Here is a 15,578-nt window from a genome sequence, read left to right on the forward strand (position 1 = left end):
AGAACGGAGGGCCGCGACCATGTCCGACACCATACGCAGGACCGGCAGCTGCCTGTGCGGCGGCGTGCATTTCGTCGTCACCGGTCAGCCGACGCGGGTCGGCCTCTGTCATTGCAAGGACTGCCGCAAGGCGGGCGGCTCGGTCTATTCGGCCTTTGCCATCTGGCCGCGCGATGCCTTCGAGACATCGGGCGAAGTCGCCACTTACGGGACGCGCAGCTTTTGCCCGACCTGTGGCGGCCGCGTGGCCTGGGTCGGCGACACCGAGGCCGAAATCATGCTTGGAAGCCTCGACGTCGTGCCGACCGACCTTGCGCCCGAATATGAATTGTGGATCAGCCGCCGCGAGACCTGGCTGCACGCCCTGCCCGGCGCGGAGCAATTCGAGCATGACCGGCCGCGGGGCGAAGACGCCGATCCGCCCGCGCCGCGACCTTTGTCGGACGCCGTCGCTGGCGACTGAAAATTGATCCTTCGGGTCTGGAACCCTCCCCTGCCAGCGACGTTATCCGGCGCCCCTTAGGCATGCCGCGGTTTCCTCGAACCGCGGGCCAAACCTACCCGTCACGGAGACTTCAGTTGAACGACAAGATGTTTCCCCGACCGATCCGCCTGAAATTTGCCCCCGAGCGCGAGCGCGTGGTGCGCAGCGCCTGGGAGGGCCTGGAATGCCTCGGCGACTGGCCGTCCGGCCAGGGCCGGCGATACCGGGCGGCGTTGCGCAGCTGCCGCGATGCGCTGGATGGCTGGACGCCGCCGGAAAAGGCGATGCGGGCCATGATCAATGCCGCGCGCGAAGCAGACATCCTCCGATAACTGAAAACAAATGGGGCGGGAAAAACAATGGCCGATGTGATGCTGTCGACACCAATGCGCATCAAACCGCACGGCTCGGACACGATCCGTGAGGTGGTGAGCCTTCAGGACGCCAGCGAGATCCTGATCGACTGGCCGCATGCCAGCCGCGGTCCCTTCTACCAGGCCGCGCGCGAGAAGGTGGAGGCGGCGCTGGAAAACAAGGACGGCGCGGCACAGGCGCAGGAAGCCTTCACCGCGCTGTGCGATGACGCCGGCGTTCTGGTTCGCTAGAACATTCCAGGAAACTGCGAAGCGGTTTCGCCTGACAAAAAAGCAGGCGATGCCCTCGCCTGCTTTTTTGCGGAGCGGGTCTTTTATTGGGCCGGCAGGTCGCCATCCACGATAGGATGAGACGTTTCGAACCCGAAACTCTTCGGCGCCATCAGCATAAGGACGATCACGATTGCGATGGTGGCAATAAACGTGGCTGTGTTGGCAATATCCCTCAAGTTTCCCGTCCTTTCAAATCCGATTCGTTAAAGAAACGTTTCCCGATCTGTGAGGTTCCATTACCCCGGCGGCAAAGCCGCCAGCCTGGCTTCTACTTGGACGGCGGCTGCGCCGGCACTTGGCCGGGCTTGATCACCGGCGTGTTGCCTTGGTCGGGCGCTGGCGCCGCCATTCCCTGGTCGCCGGTGGCCGGCGGCTTCAGCACCCCGCCGCAATCATTGAGCTTTTCAGTCAGATTGCCGTCGCCGGACGGCTGCTTGCCTTGCTCCGGCTGGACACGGCATTTGTCGGCTTGCTGGGCCGGGTTCTGCAGCTGATCCGTCTGTGCCGCCGCCGGCAGCGCTGCCAACACCAGCATCAGGGACGCGATGGCGAGAGGTTTCATCTCGGCCTCCTTCTCCTGCGCGGCCGCCCCGTGGCGACCTTTCCTTTCGCAGGGACAACGCCTGTCGGCGCAAAAGGTGGCATCCAAGGCGGTGATAGGATCAAGGCGGACGTCGGCCACCTGCAAACCGGATCAGCGGGTTTCCCCGGCATCGTCCTCGGACGGGGCAGCCGGCGGGTCCGCCCTTTGCGGGCACTCCTCATAGCGGTGGTCGCGGCCGCCGCAGAAGGAACAGCACATCGCCTCGCGGCCCTCGTCTCCGGGCCACCACCGCGGTGTTTCGTAAGCTTTCCTGTCCATTCCCAGCAATGCGCGACACGCGATTTGGTTGCGCCGATGGCCGCGCCGCGTTCAGGCCTCATGCTTGGCCTGTCGCGGAACCGGCGGGACGAAGGATGAGTTCTGTGGACAATGAGAGCCCGCTCGGGGATCCTCCGGCAAAAGTGAAGCGGCTTTCGACCGAAACCGCGTTAGAAGAGGTAACAATGATGTCGGTTCGCTTTCGAATCTTGTTGATGACCTTGGGCACCGTGCTTGCGGCAACCGGTCTGGCCGAGGCGCGGCCCGACAGCCGTTCCATGAACTGCGCCGAAGTCCAGGCCATGATCCAGAGCCGCCGCGCGGTGGTGCTGACCACCGGCCCGAACACCTATGACCGCTATGTCAGGCAGTTCGGCAATGAGTGCGACTGGCCGGAAGTGCCGATGTCGGCCTATATTCCGGCGCGCGACGGACACTGCCCGGTTTATCGCTGCGAAGAGCCGGTCAACAACTTCCCGAATTGACGCTTCGCCGTACTGGCGCCATAACCGTTCCAGCTTCTCCCGCTTCGTCTAATGGTAGGACAGCGCCCTTTGAAGGCGTGAATCGTGGTTCGAGCCCATGAGCGGGAACCAGTCTTCGACCGGCTGGAGCAATTCCGGGAAACCGTGAAACGGTTATCCCATGGAATTGCGTCAACGAACTCCCGGTTTTGGAACCGGTGCTCCTGAAACCATTTCATGGACCCCGCGTTGACGACCTGGCATGGCCAGACACAGGAGGCATTTCATGACCGTCAACTGCCGCATTTCCATCGACAACCGACCGGACGCCACCGACGCAATTTTCCAGGCGGTGCCCAGGATCGGAGAAAGCGTTTCGCTGTCGGTCGACGGAAGCCCGCAGGACCTGCGGGTTTCGCGCGTCGTGCATGTCCCCGACGGGACACTGGATGGCGCAGCGATCATCGTCGAGGTGACGACCAACATCCTCTAGCCCTGCCCGCCGCCGGTCGGGGGATGGTTGCCGTCGCCGCCGACGGCCACCACCGAGCCTCACGCGACAGTGACTGGCAGGGATGAAACTTTGCGCCGACGCGAACGTTCAATATCCGCAACGCCGTCGAGGTTCCAATGCAGACCGCTTGGTTTTCCAAACCCGTGGTGGTTTCTGTCGGTGTCACCGGTGCCACCCGCAACCTGTCCAACACGCAGCAAGCCATCGAATTGCTCACGACCCATTGGCGCGATGCCGGTAGCCTGAAACATCAGTCCGCGCTGCGCGCCTGCCGCCGGGCGACCAGCGGCGACATGTCCCCCGATACCGCCAGGGAGGCCTTTGTCGAGGCCGCGCGCGAAGCGCACATACTGGTCGAGTAGGAACTGGCTGGTCGAATGGGAACCGGTCGCCGCCCGAATTCACGGGCCGCGGTCCCTATTCACAATCTCGTGATTGATGGAACCGACTGAAACGACAGGCGTTTTTTTGCAGGCGTCTTTTTGTCAGGCAACATCAGGAGGCGTTTATGCGCATCATGAATCTCGTCACGCTCGCCCTCATCATCCTTGGCGGCCTCAACTGGCTGGCCATGGCTGTGACCGGCCATGATATAATCGGCACGATCCTTGGGGGCGCCATGCTGGCCCGCCTTGCCTATCTGATCATAGGCCTTGCAGCGATATGGCAGCTCATGCCGGGCTTCCAGAGCTTCACCGTTGGAGAAGTCGATGCCGAGAGGCATCTCCCGCATCATCGGTGACCGGCAGGCCGGGGCGGCGGAAAAACCTGCCGCCCCACCTGAGCGCAACGCCGCTTGAGCAGCGCTCGTTATTACGCGCATCGCGCATGCTCCGCGATTGCCATCGGCAGGTGCCCGCCATCGGATAAGCGCGACACCAAGGTCTCTGACGGGCGTCAGATGCCGAAGCCGCGCGCTTCGTCATCGGGCTCGGTGCCGGGTTGCGGCACGATGATCGCTGCCAGCGGCGCGGCCAGCTGCCATCTGAGATGCCCCGCGGACCGCTCGAGGACGGCGGAGCCGCCAAGCGACTGCGGCGCCACCCGCTGCAGGACGACGGTGCCGAATCCCTTGCGCGTGGTCTCTTCGCGTCTGTCGTCGGGACGGGGCGCGGATGTCTCGTTCCAAAGCAGTTGGAACTCACGCTCGCCCGAGCCGCCGGCATCGTGGGTGCCGGAGCCGATCGTCCAGGTGACTTCGATCCGGCCGTCTTCGCTGCCAAGCGCGCCATATTTGGACGAATTCGTGCCGAGCTCGTGGAAAGCCATGCCGAGATGCTGCACCGCGTTCGACTGCAGCGTCAGGACCGGACCGGAGAGCAGGATCTGCTCCTCGCGGCCGAAAGGCTTCAAATGTTCCTGGATCAGGTCGAACAGGCTGGCGCCGGCCCATTCCGAGGTGACAAGCAGATCATGCGAACGCGAAAGCGCCATGATGCGGGCACGGATCAGTTCCTCGAACTCGCGCGGGTCATTCGAGCGCTTGCTCGTCTCCCGGACCATCGACAGGATGACCGCGAACTGGTTCTTGACGCGATGGTTGACCTCTCGCATCAGCAGCCTGATCTTGCGCTCGCTCTCCTTGGCTGCGGAAATGTCGCGGGCGATCTTCGAGGCGCCGACGATCTCGCCATTGGCGTTCTTGATCGGCGAAACCGTCAGCGAGACAGAAATAAGCGCCCCGTCCTTGCGCTTTCGCGTCGTCTCGTAGCTGGCCACCCGCTCGCCGGCGCGAACCCGGCTGATAATCTCTATTTCCTCGCTCTTGAGGTGATCGGGAATGAGCATGACGATCGACTGGCCAATCGCTTCCTCGGCGCTGTAGCCGAACATGCGTTCGGCCGCCAGGTTCCAGCTGGTGACGATGCTGTTCAGATCCTTGCTGATGATGGCGTCGAAAGAGGAATCGATGATCGCCGCAAGGCGCGCATCCGCGGTCGCGCTCTGTTTTTGGTTGGTTGCTCCGATGTCAGCTGTCGCCGCCACGATATCGCTCATTTGCATGAGGTAGCGCGCAAACGGATCAAGGCAATCTCGCCCCAGGACAATCCGTACGGGCCGCGCGTCACGACCGAAACGGATTTCACTCCGAAGGCCGATCGTTTATCTTGCCGTCGCTCTCGGGCAGCACGCCGAAGTCTTGCGATTTGACGCCCTGCTCGGCCGTCAGGAAGCCATCCGAGGCAAGGCCACGTCGCAACAACTCCCTGACCGCGGCCGAGCGGCTTGGCATGCGCTTCTCGAATCGCCAGTTTTCCAAGGCCGCCAATTCGTCGGCGGTGAGCATGATTTGCAGCCGTTCGGGCCGTTCCAGTTCAGCCATGTGCGCCTCTCGCTCAAGACTAAAAATACAGCGAGTTAGTATCTAACTCATTATTCTATAATTGGGGTAGTGCGTGTCACACGTCAAGATCGGCCAGTGAGCGCTCCGCGTATCAGGCTCATGATGCGTATCAAACGCCGGACACACATTCCTGTAACTATCATAACTAATTGATTTATTTATGTATTTTATGGAAATTTACTTGTCATCCCGTCACGCTGGGCTCATGTTTCGATCTTGACAGAAAACCGTTCCCCCTGGGAGGTTTCAATGCGGTACGATTACTCCACGCGCTTGCGCGACGACGTCCATTCAGCGGTCCAGAAGGCATTCAAGACGGCTGGGATCGTCAACATCTCGGCGACGGCGGAACAGGTCCGGATGAGGAATCTGGTCGAGAACGTCGCCCTTGAGGACATTGAACACCTGGTGCTGCAGGCCGCCCAACTGCTTGGCGCGGCGATCGAATTCGACGCCTTGAACAGTGGCTTGATTGTGCTTGGAAACCATCTCGTCGAGGATGACGAGGAGAGCGCGATCACCGCAGTCGATCTCGGTCAATCCGCATCGATGCAGTAATCCAGGGACAGTGCCGACAGGCGCCCTATATGATCCGGGAAGCCTTTAACCGGAGACGCCCTGCCATGACCCTTGCCACGCGAAAACTCGGCAGCCAGGGGCTGCAAGTCTCGGCTATCGGCCTCGGCTGCATGGGCATGAGCCAGTCCTACGGTCCGGCGGACGAAGCCGAATCCACCGCCGCGCTGCATAGGGCCATCGAACTCGGCTGCACCTTCCTGGATACCGCCGAGGTCTATGGCCCGTACGGCAACGAGGCCCTGCTCGGCCGGGCGCTGAAGGGCAAGCGCGGCCATGTCACCATCGCCACCAAATTCGGTTTCCGTATCGAAAACGGCAAGCAGGTCGGGGTCGATAGCCGGCCCGGCCATATCAGAGACGTTGTGGACGCCTCGCTCGGCCGGCTCGGAACCGACCATATCGACCTCCTCTACCAGCACCGCGTCGACCCGGCGGTGCCGATGGAGGATGTCGCCGGCGCGGTCGGCAAGCTGGTTGACGAGGGCAAGGTTCGCTTCTTCGGCCTGTCGGAGGCAGGCAGCGCCAACATTCGCCGCGCCCATGCCGTGCATCCCGTCTCTGCGGTGCAAAGCGAATATTCGCTGTGGGAGCGCAATCTGGAGCCAGAGATCATCCCGCTGCTCGGTGAACTCGGCATCGGCCTGGTGCCGTTCTCGCCGCTCGGCCGTGGCTTTCTCACCGGCGACGTCAGGCGCGCCGAGGATTATCCCGAAGGCGACTACCGCCGCAACGACCCGCGCTACCAGGGCAGGAATTACGACGCCAACGTCGAGGCGGCCAGCACGGTGCGCGACGTGGCAACGGCCCGAGGCGTCAAGCCGGGTCAGGTCGCACTCGCCTGGCTGCTGCACAAGGGAAGCGATTTCGCGGTCGATATCGTGCCGATCCCCGGCACCAAGCGGACAAAATACCTGGAGGAGAACATCGCCGCCGCCTCGCTGAAGCTCGACGCCGCCGAAATGGCCGCGCTCGACGAGGCGCTCGCGCCAGGGAAGATCGCCGGCCCACGCTATGGCGAACGTGGCATGGCGATGGTGGACCGATAGAGATGGTGGAGATCGGCAGGAAGCGGATATTGGAAGCCGCTCGGACGAAAGGCCGCTCTGCGGAGGCCGCATCGGGGGCCTCCGATCCGGACTGCATTCAGGATGGCCAAAGCGGCTTCACCCGCTCAATGCGATATCTCTTCTCGAACTCACGGAGCACCATTTCGAGCGTTGCCTCAAAGGCACCCTGATCGAACATCATCGATTTCTTTGCCTCATGAAGGTACCGCCAGTCGGTGAAGGCGTCTTGGTGCTGAGACAGAATGTGACTAATGCTGTAGTCGACGTAGAGACAATTGGGATGATACGGGGCCACTGATCTTTTGAACTCCGCGTCGAGTTTTTCTTGGCTTTCGGGCTTTAGGCGATCAAACAGCTCCATCAGGTTGTGCGATTTGACAACCCTTGGATCGTCGTGGTCGAAGACGAACCACGCTTTGAGTGCCAGTTCCATCGAAAGCGCCAAAAGCATCGGTTCAACACCGACGTGTTGGCGTTCGCTCAGATCTGCATGCTCTCCGAATTCTTGGCTTGGAAAGCTCTGAGTTTTTCGCAAGATCGCCTTTGCGGCTTCCCCGATCCTAATTGCCGTCGATAAGCGCGCACTCATTAGAGGGTCCATTGGATTAATGTAGACTAGCTCTGGAGCTTGAGCTGAGATATCGCAAGAAGGCAATCGCTTAGGCTAGGTGGCACGGAATTACAACTTAACGACAAGTTCGAGTAAGTTCACCGCCGACGACCTGTTTTTCTCGCCTCTCAGGAGGCGAATGCTATCTGGAACTGCGGGCGGTCGCGCGAGCTTACCAGGCTATGTCAGCTCGTCTGCATTCAAATGCTGGCGTCCGGCGAATGAGCAGACTGTTCGCCTTCAGGAGCTCCCCGGAAGGTGGATGAACGTCCGACATGACGCGCGAAGTCGTCATGAGCACCTTTACCGGGAGAGCCGCCCACTCGGTCGCTCGGCTTCATCCCTAGCCAGCCGCCGCGGCCGCCACCTTCCTCGGAGCCGCCCGCCGTCGCGCGCGCCGTTTGGCGACGAGCTTCAACGCGATCGGCGGCTCTTTCGACAGCGCGCCCGTCACCGCGCCGGCCATGCCGTGCGCGACGAAATCCGCGCTGATGTCCTCGGCCAGCCTGGCGGCCGCTTCCTTGTCGCCGTTGCCGGTCTCCGACCAGAACACGATGCCCACCCGAAGTGCCGCCTTCGCCCGCTTCAGCCGGCGAACCAGGAAGCGGGCGTGCTTGACGGAATCGCGGTTGAGGAAGCCGACCACGACCGTGTCGATGGCTTCGAGTTCGAGCCGGCGGATGCTGGCGGGTTCCATGTCGGCAAAGCCCGCCTTCGGCGCGGTCGCCCCCTGGACTTCCAGGACCTGCGCCAGCATCGCGGCCGCGGCATCGTCGAGTTCGCCTCGCCCGCCGGCGCAAAGCACCGACAGGCCGGTGCCGTCTGGCAGGTCGGCCGCGTCCTCATCGGCCGCGTCGCCGGGCTCGCCCCCCTCCTCGGCCTGCTCATCCTCCTCACCCGCTTCCTCTTTCGCTTCGTCCTCCAGATTGGCCACCAGCACCAGGGCGCTGGCCGCCACTTGCCGTCTTTGCAGGTCACCCATGACGCCGCGCACACGGTCCCGTTCGCCCAGCAGAAGGGCCGGAATCGCGACCTTGTCGTAGAACTCGACCAGGTATTTTTCTTCCAGCATCTCCTCGGCATGATCGGTGGCTTCGTCCGGATCGCCGGCCAGAAGCCGCTGGTAGAGCCGCGCATGAGGTTCCAGCACGGGCTCGTTGCCGAACAGCACGTCGAGGAATTCGAACTGCGGCACGTGCCTGCCCAGAACCACCAGGCAGACGGTGAGCGGCGTCGACAGCACCAGCCCCAGCGGCCCCCACAGCCACGTCCAGAAGATCGCCGCAACGATGATCGCCAGCGGCGACAGCCCGGTTCGCGAACCGTAGAGCCAGGGCTCGACGACATTGCCGGTGACCAGTTCCATCACCACGAACAAGGCGGCCGTCCACAGGACGAGTCCCCAGCCGGGCGCCACGGCCAGCGCCAGGAACAGCGGCAAAAGCATGCCGATGGCGGGGCCGATATAGGGAACGAAACGCAGCGCCAGCGCCAGCAACCCCCAAAGCAAGGCATTGGGAATGCCGAGGATCCACAGCCCGATCGCGATGGGAATGGCGTAGACGGTGTTGACCACCAATTGCATGAGCAGATAGAGCCCCACGCGCTTGCCGGCATCCTGGAGCGCCTCGGTGGTGCGGTGAAGGTCGCCATAGCCGACAAGCCTGATGAAGCGGTCGCGCAAATCCTCCCGCTCGAGCAGCATGAAGATGACGACGACAATGATCAGCCCGGCCGATCCGAGCGGGCTGATCAGCGGACCGACGATGTTCTGCAGGACCTCGAGCGGCCTTTCGTGCGCGACGATTTCGACGGGCACCGGCACGCGCGGCGGCTTGTCGGGCGTGGCGGCCGGCAGCGTTGCGTCCTGCCTGTCGATCTCCTGGCCGACACGCTCGACCACGCCGCTCAATCTCGAAATGATCCCTCCCCCGACCCCGGTTTCCTTGAGCGAGCGGATCTTGGCCAGGATGTTGGTCTGATAGACCGGGATGTTCTGCGCCAGTTCGCTGACCTGCGTGGCGACGATGAAGCTGAACAGGGCAAGTGCCGCGAAGGCGGCCAGCACGCTGGCGATGACAGCCGCGATCCTGGGAATGCCCACCCGCTTGAGCGCCGAAACCAAGGGCGCGAGCGCGAAGGTCAGCAGCAGTGCAATGGCGATCGGCAGGAACACCTCGCGCCCGAAATACAGCGCAGCCACCGCGGTGACGGTGGTCGCCACATTTGGCAGTGACGTTCGCGGGTGGGGCGCGGCGGCCGAAAGAATGTCGTCCAGCCCCTGCGACGCCATTCCATTCCGACGATTGTTCGCCACCTTGTACCTCTCCCCTGCCAATGGCCATGGTCCGATATATTGAACCGGCGTGCAACCTTGGCCGGCGGCTGTGCGCTGCTCCCCCAACGGGCGCCGGTCCGAATGGCTCCATGCGCTTGACATTTTGTGCACATGTCAATAAATGAGTGACCACTCACTCAAATGGCTTGGACATGGCACGCCCTCTCAGCGAAGAAAAACGTCAGGCAATCCTGGCTTCGGCTACCGAACTGGTGGCGACGCTTGGAACCGGCGCGGCCACGGCCAAGATCGCCAGGGAGGCCGGCCTCTCCGAAGGCACGCTCTTCAACTACTTCGCCAGCAAGGATGAGTTGCTCAACCAGCTCTACCTCGAGATCAAGACCGATCTCGGCAACGCCTTGCTGACTTCGTATCCGTCGCAGGCCAGCGTGCGCGAGCGCAGCCGCCACGTCTGGAACAACTTCATCGACTGGGGCGCGAAACACCCCATGAAGCGCAAGGCCATGCGCCAGCTCAGCGTCTCGGAGCGGATCACCGAGCAGAGCAGGCGTCAGGGCAACGCGGCCTTCGGCGATATTAACAGGATGATCGAGGAAAGCCTCGTCGATGGCGGGCCGAAGGGCTGCTCGATGGCCTTTGCCGGAGGCATTTTCGAGGCCCTCGCGGAGACGACGCTCGAATTCGTCGCCCGCGATCCTCGGCAACGCGAACACTACAAGGAGACCGGCTTCGCGTTTTTCTGGAGCGGTATGTCGAAGTAGCTCCGGCCACGGTCTCAAGCACCACGCGGATCATGACCACCGCAAATTCGCTACCAAATCAACACCAATGAATGAGTGCCTAATCACTCGTTTATTTGCCAACGCACCGAAAGGAAAAACAATGTCGAAAGTCTGGTTGATCACCGGCAGCGCCCGCGGGCTGGGGCTGGATATCACCGAGGCGGCGCTTGCCGCCGGCAACAGCGTCGTGGCGACGGCGCGCGATGTCACCCGCCTCGCGGAGCTCGAAAGCCGCTACACCGGGCATCTGCGCGGCTTTGCGCTTGATGTCACCGACCCCGCCGCCGCGCAGGCCTCCGTGGATTTTGCGCTGGAGACGTTCGGACGTCTCGACGTTCTCGTCAACAATGCCGGCTTCGGCCATATCAGCCCGTTCGAGCAGACCAGGGAGGCTGATTTCCGGGCGCAGATCGAGACCAACCTCCACGGAGTCGTCAATCTTGCCCGCGCGGCCATCCCGGTCATGCGTGCCCAGCGCTCGGGCCATATCATCAACATCTCCTCGGTCGGCGGGCGGACGGCCACGCCGGGCCTCAGCGCCTACCAGGCGGCAAAATGGGCGGTGGGCGGCCTGACTGAAGTGCTGGCGCTGGAACTCGCCCCCTTCGGCGTCAAGGTCATTTCGGTCGAGCCGGGCGGCATGCGCACCGATTGGGGAGCCACCGCCTTGGCCGCCGCGCCGGCCTTGCTGCCCGATTATGAGCCAACCGTCGGCGCTGTGCTGGGCATGCTCAAGGCCTATGTCGGCAATGCCATTGGCGACCCGCGAAAGGTCGCCGATGTCATCGTCGATCTCGCCGGGCGCGATTCCTTGCCCGCTCACCTGATCCTCGGCAGCGACGCCTTGCATGTCTTTGCCCAGGCCGAAGCCGCGCGCCAGCAGGCGGCGAAGGAATGGGCACCGGTCAGCACCTCCATCGATATCGAGGGTGTCGACCTTTCGTTCCTGTCGCGGGAGAGCCACTCATGAGCGCCTGGACCACGCACGACATCCCGCCCCAGCAGGGGCGCAAGGTGGTGATCACAGGCGCCACCGGCGGCCTTGGTTACGAGACGGCGCTGGCGCTGGCGCAAGCCGGCGCGGACGTGCTGATGACGGGACGCAACGAAGCCAAGGGCAAGGATGCGCTGAGCCGCGTCCAGGCCGAGGTTCCCGGCGCCGCCGTGCGCTATGCCCATCTCGATCTCGCGGACCTCGCCTCTGTCGAAGCCTTCGCCGGCCAGCTCGCCGGCGAATGGGAGGGGATCGACATGCTGGTCAACAATGCCGGCGTCATGACCCCGCCGACCCGCCACGAAACCGCCGACGGCTTCGAACTGCAGTTCGGCACCAACTATCTCGGCCACTTCGCCCTGACCGGACGCCTGCTGCCGATGCTGCGCAAGGGAAGCAGGACGCGCGTCGTCAATCTCAGCAGCGGCGCCCACCGCATCCAGGCGGCGATCCATTTCGACGACCTGCAATGGCAAAAGCGCTACAGGCCCTGGGCCGCCTACGCGCAGTCCAAGCTCGCCATGATCCTGTTCGCCTTCGAACTGCAGCGCCGCAGCGACGCCAATGGCTGGGGCTTGCTGAGCAATGCGGCACATCCCGGCTACGCTCTCACCGACCTGCAGACCAGCGGCCCAACCCTGGGCCACGACGGCCGGCCGTCGCGGCTCGATTGGCTGGGCAGGCTGCTCGCGCCGGTTCTTTCGCAGTCGGCCGCGCAAGGCACGCTGCCGACGCTGTTCGCCGCGACCGCGCCCGACGCGAAGCCGGGCGGCTATTACGGTCCGCAAGGTCTGTTCGAACTGAAGGGCGCGGTCGGCGAGGCAAGGATAGGCCGCCACGCGCGCGACACTGCCGTCGCCTCCCGGCTTTGGGACGTGTCGCGGGAATTGACCGGCGTTGGCTGGCCGGGCGGGGCCTGATGCGCCCGTCAGCCGTCCCTGGCAAACAGCGTAATGTCGGCGGCGCCGGCGACCTTCAGGACTTTCCCCAATTCGAGCGTGGGCTTGCCGTTCTCCAACTCCGACAGGAAGCGCCGGCCGACCCCGGCGAGATCGGCGAACTGCTGCTGGGAGAAATCTCGCCGCTTGCGGGCCGCGCGCACCAGCCGGCCGAGATCCGCCGGCGACGTTATGGTGCTCCCCTGCAAGGCCGCTTGCGCCAAGGCGTCCCCGGCATCGTCGCGGACCGGAGGTAGCCGCCGTGGCAGCGCCGTACGGACGGGCCTGGGTTCATCGCGGAGGTCACCAAGGCTCCCGTCATGCTTGTTCGAAACGCCGTCAGTCGGGACGGCCGGCGCCAGCGACCCGAATAAATCCCCCTGCTCGGCGGGAGCGGATCGTGCGGCGCGGCGCGCAATTTCGACAGCGCTTTCAGGCGGGGGTGTCTGTGTGGTCATGATTCTGCTCCCGAACGGTAGCATATGCTTTGCCGGAATGAAATCAAAGCCACTTGTTACCGTACGGGATCATAAATCATGACCCCGTACGGGAGCGGCCGTAGATTGCCGCCGGCCTCCACCCGGAAGCAAGCGCGGGCGGAGACTGCTCCCGAACGGTATCAGCCGATCACCGTGCCGCATACCTTGCCAGCGCGTGCTCGATCAGCACGTCGATAACCCTGCTGTAGCCGATGCCTATCGCCGCCAGCGCCTTGGCGTACATCGAAATGTCGGTGAAACCCGGCAGCGTGTTGACCTCGTTGACCAGCAGCGAACCGTCGGCGCGCAGGAAGAAGTCGACGCGCGCCATGGCCTCGCAGCCGAGCGCCCGGAAAGCCTGCGCGGCCATCTCCTTGGCTCTGTCGGCAACAGCGGCCGGCACATTGGCGGGCACCTGGACCACCGCGCCGTCGGCGTCGAGATACTTGGCCTCATAGGTGTAGAAGCCATGCTTGCCGGCCGGAATGATCTCGCCGGGGAGCGACACCGTGAGCGAGCCGTCGGCCTGCTCCAGCACCGAACATTCGATTTCGCGGCCTTCGACGAACTCCTCGATCAGCACCTTGCCGTCATAGCGGAAGGCCGTTTCGACAGCCTGCTCGAAGCCATCCCTGTCATTCACCTTGCTCACGCCGAAGGAGGAGCCCTGGCGCGCCGGCTTGGCGAAGAAGGGCAGCCCAAGCGCGCCGGCAATTTCCTGGAACGAACCTCTGTCGTTGCGATGCACGGTCACGGAGCGGGCAACCCCAAGCCCCGCCTCGCGCATCAGCCGCTTGGCGACGTCCTTGTCCATGGCGACGGCGGAGGCCAGGATGCCGCAGCCGACATAGGCGACATCGGCGACCTCGGCATAGCCCTGCACCGAGCCGTCCTCGCCGAACGGCCCGTGCAGCACGGGGAAGACGACGTCGACCGGCGGCAGGTCATGCCGCGCTCCACCGTGCGGCACGGCCACCAGCCGTCCCTTGCCGCCTGGCAGCAGGGCGACCTCGATACCGTCCTCGGATACCGCGGCCCCTGCCCCGTCGACATCAGCCTCGGACAACGGTTGCAGCAGCCATCTGCCGTCCCTGGTAATGGCGATCGGGACCACCTCGTAGCGCGTCCGGTCGATTGCCTTCAGCACATTGGCCGCCGACAGGCGCGACACCTCATGCTCGGCCGAGCGCCCGCCATAGAGGATGGCAACCCTTGTCTTCCCGGTCATTGAAACCCCTCGAAAAAATCAAATGGCGACGGCAATGCCGCGATTGGCAAAGAAACGGTCGAAATCGTATGGCGCCAACATTGCGTTCTCTTGTGTGGCGCTGGTATGGCCGGATGGATTGTGAAAGCGAAAACCATCATCGGATGCGGCCGTCACCAGCACCAGATGGCCGCCCTTCGAGGGCGGCTCGCGCTCGGGCCAGCGGATCGAGCTGCTGACCGAAGCGATGAAAAAGCGCGGCTGCCTGAGGATCGCCGGGATGTCCGCGGTCGCGACATTGGTCATCACCTGCGCCTCCAGGCCGAATTCCGCCTTCACGAAGGTCACGAAAGGCGCGTAGATCAGGCCCTTGATCGAGCCTTCATTGACGACATAGCCGCCATATCTAGTGCATCGCCTGGCCAGCTCGATCGTCGGCACGATCTCGCCCCGCGTCGCCAGGATCATCTTGAGGCACGCCATGCCGCAGATGTTGTCGGCCCAGACCGCGTATTCGTCGAGCGTATCCGCGCCTGATCCTCGCCACAGCGGATCCCGCCGCAACGCGGCCTGGGCGCCATCGGCGATCACGGCCAGCGTCATGTCGGGCGTTTCCCACTGGCTGAAAAACGGCACGGTTTCAGGCAACGGGCTCATGCGAATCCTCGGGCCGGCTCATTCCATCTCGTATACGAGGATACGAGATCAAAGAAAAGCCGACGCTTGGACTGTTTCGAATTCGTTCTTGCCGCCAGGGTGGAATGTCCAGACAGTCTCTCAGAAGGTGATCCTCACCGAAGGGGTACTGCGCGCGTGCGGACCGTGATGAACAGCCTCGATGTTGTTGCCGTCCGGATCGAGCAGGAAAGCGGCGTAGTAACCGGGATGATAGGGCCGCTCGCCTGGCGCGCCATTGTCCTTGCCGCCGGCCGCCAATCCGGCCTTGTAAAAGGCGTCGACCATCGCGTGGTCCCTTGCCTGGAAGGCCAGATGGTGACGGCCGGTGAGCTGTCCGAGCGCGGCGCGGCTGTCGGCACTGGAGATGAACAGCTCGTCGCACCAGAAATAATCGGCTGCCGTCCCGCCGATCGGCACATCGAGCACGTGCAGGATCGCCTCGTAGAAACGCCGGCTGGCGGCGAGATCCCTTACCACCAGCTGGATATGGTCGATGAGCCGGCCGCGATGCAATTCGTGGGTTTCCATGCAGATCCTCCTCGCAAAGCCCCGAATGTAGATTCGGACCGGGCGCCGTCAATACGGGCGACGGTGTCAGCTGACATGCCTTGCCTGGTTTCGCTGGATCTC

21 protein-coding genes and 1 tRNA gene are annotated in these 15,578 nt (G+C 63.5%); 12 read left to right on the forward strand and 10 right to left on the reverse strand.

Going from position 1 to position 15,578, the window contains the following annotated elements; genetic code table 11:
- The first annotated feature begins 19 nt into the window (after window positions 1-19).
- The 3 genes from AC07SZ_RS08975 to AC07SZ_RS08985 all read left to right on the forward strand — a co-directional run bounded on the left by AC07SZ_RS08975 (window position 20) and on the right by AC07SZ_RS08985 (window position 1,089).
- A complete protein-coding gene (locus tag AC07SZ_RS08975) occupies window positions 20-463 on the forward strand; it encodes a GFA family protein (protein WP_494913981.1) in 444 nt (147 codons plus the stop codon).
- 116 nt (window positions 464-579) lie between these two features.
- Window positions 580-816: a DUF982 domain-containing protein gene (locus AC07SZ_RS08980; protein WP_494913982.1), complete on the forward strand. Its 237-nt coding sequence runs from the start codon at window positions 580-582 to the stop codon at window positions 814-816.
- A gap of 27 nt (window positions 817-843) precedes the next feature.
- On the forward strand, window positions 844-1,089 hold the full coding sequence (locus AC07SZ_RS08985; protein WP_494913983.1) for a DUF982 domain-containing protein: 246 nt from the start codon (window positions 844-846) through the stop codon (window positions 1,087-1,089).
- Between the two features lie 310 nt (window positions 1,090-1,399).
- Here AC07SZ_RS08985 and AC07SZ_RS08990 read toward each other — a convergent pair whose 3' ends face one another.
- The gene (locus AC07SZ_RS08990) at window positions 1,400-1,693 is read right to left on the reverse strand and encodes a hypothetical protein (RefSeq protein ID WP_494913984.1); all 294 of its coding nucleotides are present in this window, start codon (window positions 1,691-1,693) and stop codon (window positions 1,400-1,402) included.
- A 488-nt stretch (window positions 1,694-2,181) separates the two neighbouring features.
- Here AC07SZ_RS08990 and AC07SZ_RS08995 point away from each other — a divergent pair, with 488 nt between their 5' ends.
- The 4 genes from AC07SZ_RS08995 to AC07SZ_RS09010 all read left to right on the forward strand — a co-directional run bounded on the left by AC07SZ_RS08995 (window position 2,182) and on the right by AC07SZ_RS09010 (window position 3,333).
- Window positions 2,182-2,478: a hypothetical protein gene (locus tag AC07SZ_RS08995; protein ID WP_494914168.1), complete on the forward strand. Its 297-nt coding sequence runs from the start codon at window positions 2,182-2,184 to the stop codon at window positions 2,476-2,478.
- Window positions 2,479-2,515: 37 nt separating this feature from the next.
- Window positions 2,516-2,589: transfer RNA gene (locus AC07SZ_RS09000), tRNA-Gln, on the forward strand.
- 154 nt (window positions 2,590-2,743) lie between these two features.
- Window positions 2,744-2,950, forward strand: a complete 207-nt coding sequence (locus tag AC07SZ_RS09005) for a hypothetical protein (RefSeq protein WP_056571572.1) — start codon at window positions 2,744-2,746, stop codon at window positions 2,948-2,950.
- Window positions 2,951-3,087: 137 nt separating this feature from the next.
- Window positions 3,088-3,333, forward strand: a complete 246-nt coding sequence (locus AC07SZ_RS09010) for a DUF982 domain-containing protein (RefSeq protein ID WP_056571570.1) — start codon at window positions 3,088-3,090, stop codon at window positions 3,331-3,333.
- A 59-nt stretch (window positions 3,334-3,392) separates the two neighbouring features.
- Here AC07SZ_RS09010 and AC07SZ_RS09015 read toward each other — a convergent pair whose 3' ends face one another.
- From AC07SZ_RS09015 to AC07SZ_RS09025, 3 genes are all read right to left on the reverse strand, one after another.
- On the reverse strand, window positions 3,393-3,794 hold the full coding sequence (locus AC07SZ_RS09015) for a hypothetical protein (protein ID WP_494913985.1): 402 nt from the start codon (window positions 3,792-3,794) through the stop codon (window positions 3,393-3,395).
- A 74-nt stretch (window positions 3,795-3,868) separates the two neighbouring features.
- Window positions 3,869-4,957: a sensor histidine kinase gene (locus AC07SZ_RS09020; RefSeq protein ID WP_494913986.1), complete on the reverse strand. Its 1,089-nt coding sequence runs from the start codon at window positions 4,955-4,957 to the stop codon at window positions 3,869-3,871.
- Window positions 4,958-5,054: 97 nt separating this feature from the next.
- Window positions 5,055-5,294 carry a hypothetical protein gene (locus tag AC07SZ_RS09025; RefSeq protein WP_056571560.1) on the reverse strand — a complete coding sequence of 80 codons (240 nt, stop codon included), beginning with the start codon at window positions 5,292-5,294 and terminating at the stop codon, window positions 5,055-5,057.
- A 270-nt stretch (window positions 5,295-5,564) separates the two neighbouring features.
- On the opposite strand from AC07SZ_RS09025, the gene AC07SZ_RS09030 reads away from it, so the two are divergent.
- Both AC07SZ_RS09030 and AC07SZ_RS09035 read left to right on the forward strand, forming a co-directional pair.
- Window positions 5,565-5,873, forward strand: a complete 309-nt coding sequence (locus AC07SZ_RS09030) for a hypothetical protein (RefSeq protein ID WP_494913987.1) — start codon at window positions 5,565-5,567, stop codon at window positions 5,871-5,873.
- A 65-nt stretch (window positions 5,874-5,938) separates the two neighbouring features.
- On the forward strand, window positions 5,939-6,940 hold the full coding sequence (locus AC07SZ_RS09035) for an aldo/keto reductase (RefSeq protein WP_494913988.1): 1,002 nt from the start codon (window positions 5,939-5,941) through the stop codon (window positions 6,938-6,940).
- 97 nt (window positions 6,941-7,037) lie between these two features.
- Here AC07SZ_RS09035 and AC07SZ_RS09040 read toward each other — a convergent pair whose 3' ends face one another.
- On the reverse strand, window positions 7,038-7,550 hold the full coding sequence (locus tag AC07SZ_RS09040) for a hypothetical protein (protein ID WP_494913989.1): 513 nt from the start codon (window positions 7,548-7,550) through the stop codon (window positions 7,038-7,040).
- A gap of 364 nt (window positions 7,551-7,914) precedes the next feature.
- Entirely contained in the window at window positions 7,915-9,888 is a 1,974-nt protein-coding gene (locus tag AC07SZ_RS09045) for an AI-2E family transporter (protein WP_056571523.1), read from the reverse strand.
- A 173-nt stretch (window positions 9,889-10,061) separates the two neighbouring features.
- On the opposite strand from AC07SZ_RS09045, the gene AC07SZ_RS09050 reads away from it, so the two are divergent.
- The 3 genes from AC07SZ_RS09050 (at window position 10,062) to AC07SZ_RS09060 (ending at window position 12,566) form a co-directional block, all read left to right on the forward strand.
- Window positions 10,062-10,631, forward strand: a complete 570-nt coding sequence (locus tag AC07SZ_RS09050) for a TetR/AcrR family transcriptional regulator (RefSeq protein ID WP_494913990.1) — start codon at window positions 10,062-10,064, stop codon at window positions 10,629-10,631.
- A 121-nt stretch (window positions 10,632-10,752) separates the two neighbouring features.
- Complete coding sequence (locus AC07SZ_RS09055; RefSeq protein ID WP_494913991.1) at window positions 10,753-11,622, forward strand: SDR family NAD(P)-dependent oxidoreductase; 870 nt, start codon at window positions 10,753-10,755, stop codon at window positions 11,620-11,622.
- Entirely contained in the window at window positions 11,619-12,566 is a 948-nt protein-coding gene (locus tag AC07SZ_RS09060; protein WP_494913992.1) for an SDR family oxidoreductase, read from the forward strand. Before AC07SZ_RS09055 ends, AC07SZ_RS09060 begins: the two co-directional genes overlap by 4 nt.
- 8 nt (window positions 12,567-12,574) lie before the next feature.
- Here the strand turns inward: AC07SZ_RS09060 and AC07SZ_RS09065 are convergent, their stop codons facing one another.
- The 4 genes from AC07SZ_RS09065 to AC07SZ_RS09080 form a co-directional block, all read right to left on the reverse strand.
- Window positions 12,575-13,042, reverse strand: a complete 468-nt coding sequence (locus AC07SZ_RS09065; RefSeq protein ID WP_494913993.1) for a helix-turn-helix transcriptional regulator — start codon at window positions 13,040-13,042, stop codon at window positions 12,575-12,577.
- 169 nt (window positions 13,043-13,211) lie between these two features.
- Window positions 13,212-14,291, reverse strand: coding sequence for a D-alanine--D-alanine ligase family protein (locus tag AC07SZ_RS09070; protein WP_172373023.1), 1,080 nt, complete (start codon window positions 14,289-14,291; stop codon window positions 13,212-13,214).
- An 18-nt stretch (window positions 14,292-14,309) separates the two neighbouring features.
- On the reverse strand, window positions 14,310-14,927 hold the full coding sequence (locus AC07SZ_RS09075; protein ID WP_494913994.1) for a C39 family peptidase: 618 nt from the start codon (window positions 14,925-14,927) through the stop codon (window positions 14,310-14,312).
- 120 nt (window positions 14,928-15,047) lie between these two features.
- Window positions 15,048-15,476 (reverse strand): VOC family protein, encoded by a 429-nt coding sequence (locus tag AC07SZ_RS09080; RefSeq protein ID WP_056571508.1) that lies wholly within the window; start codon window positions 15,474-15,476, stop codon window positions 15,048-15,050.
- Window positions 15,477-15,578 lie beyond the last annotated feature (102 nt).

The sequence above is a fragment of the Mesorhizobium sp. GW821-FHT07A06 genome, from assembly GCF_059419085.1.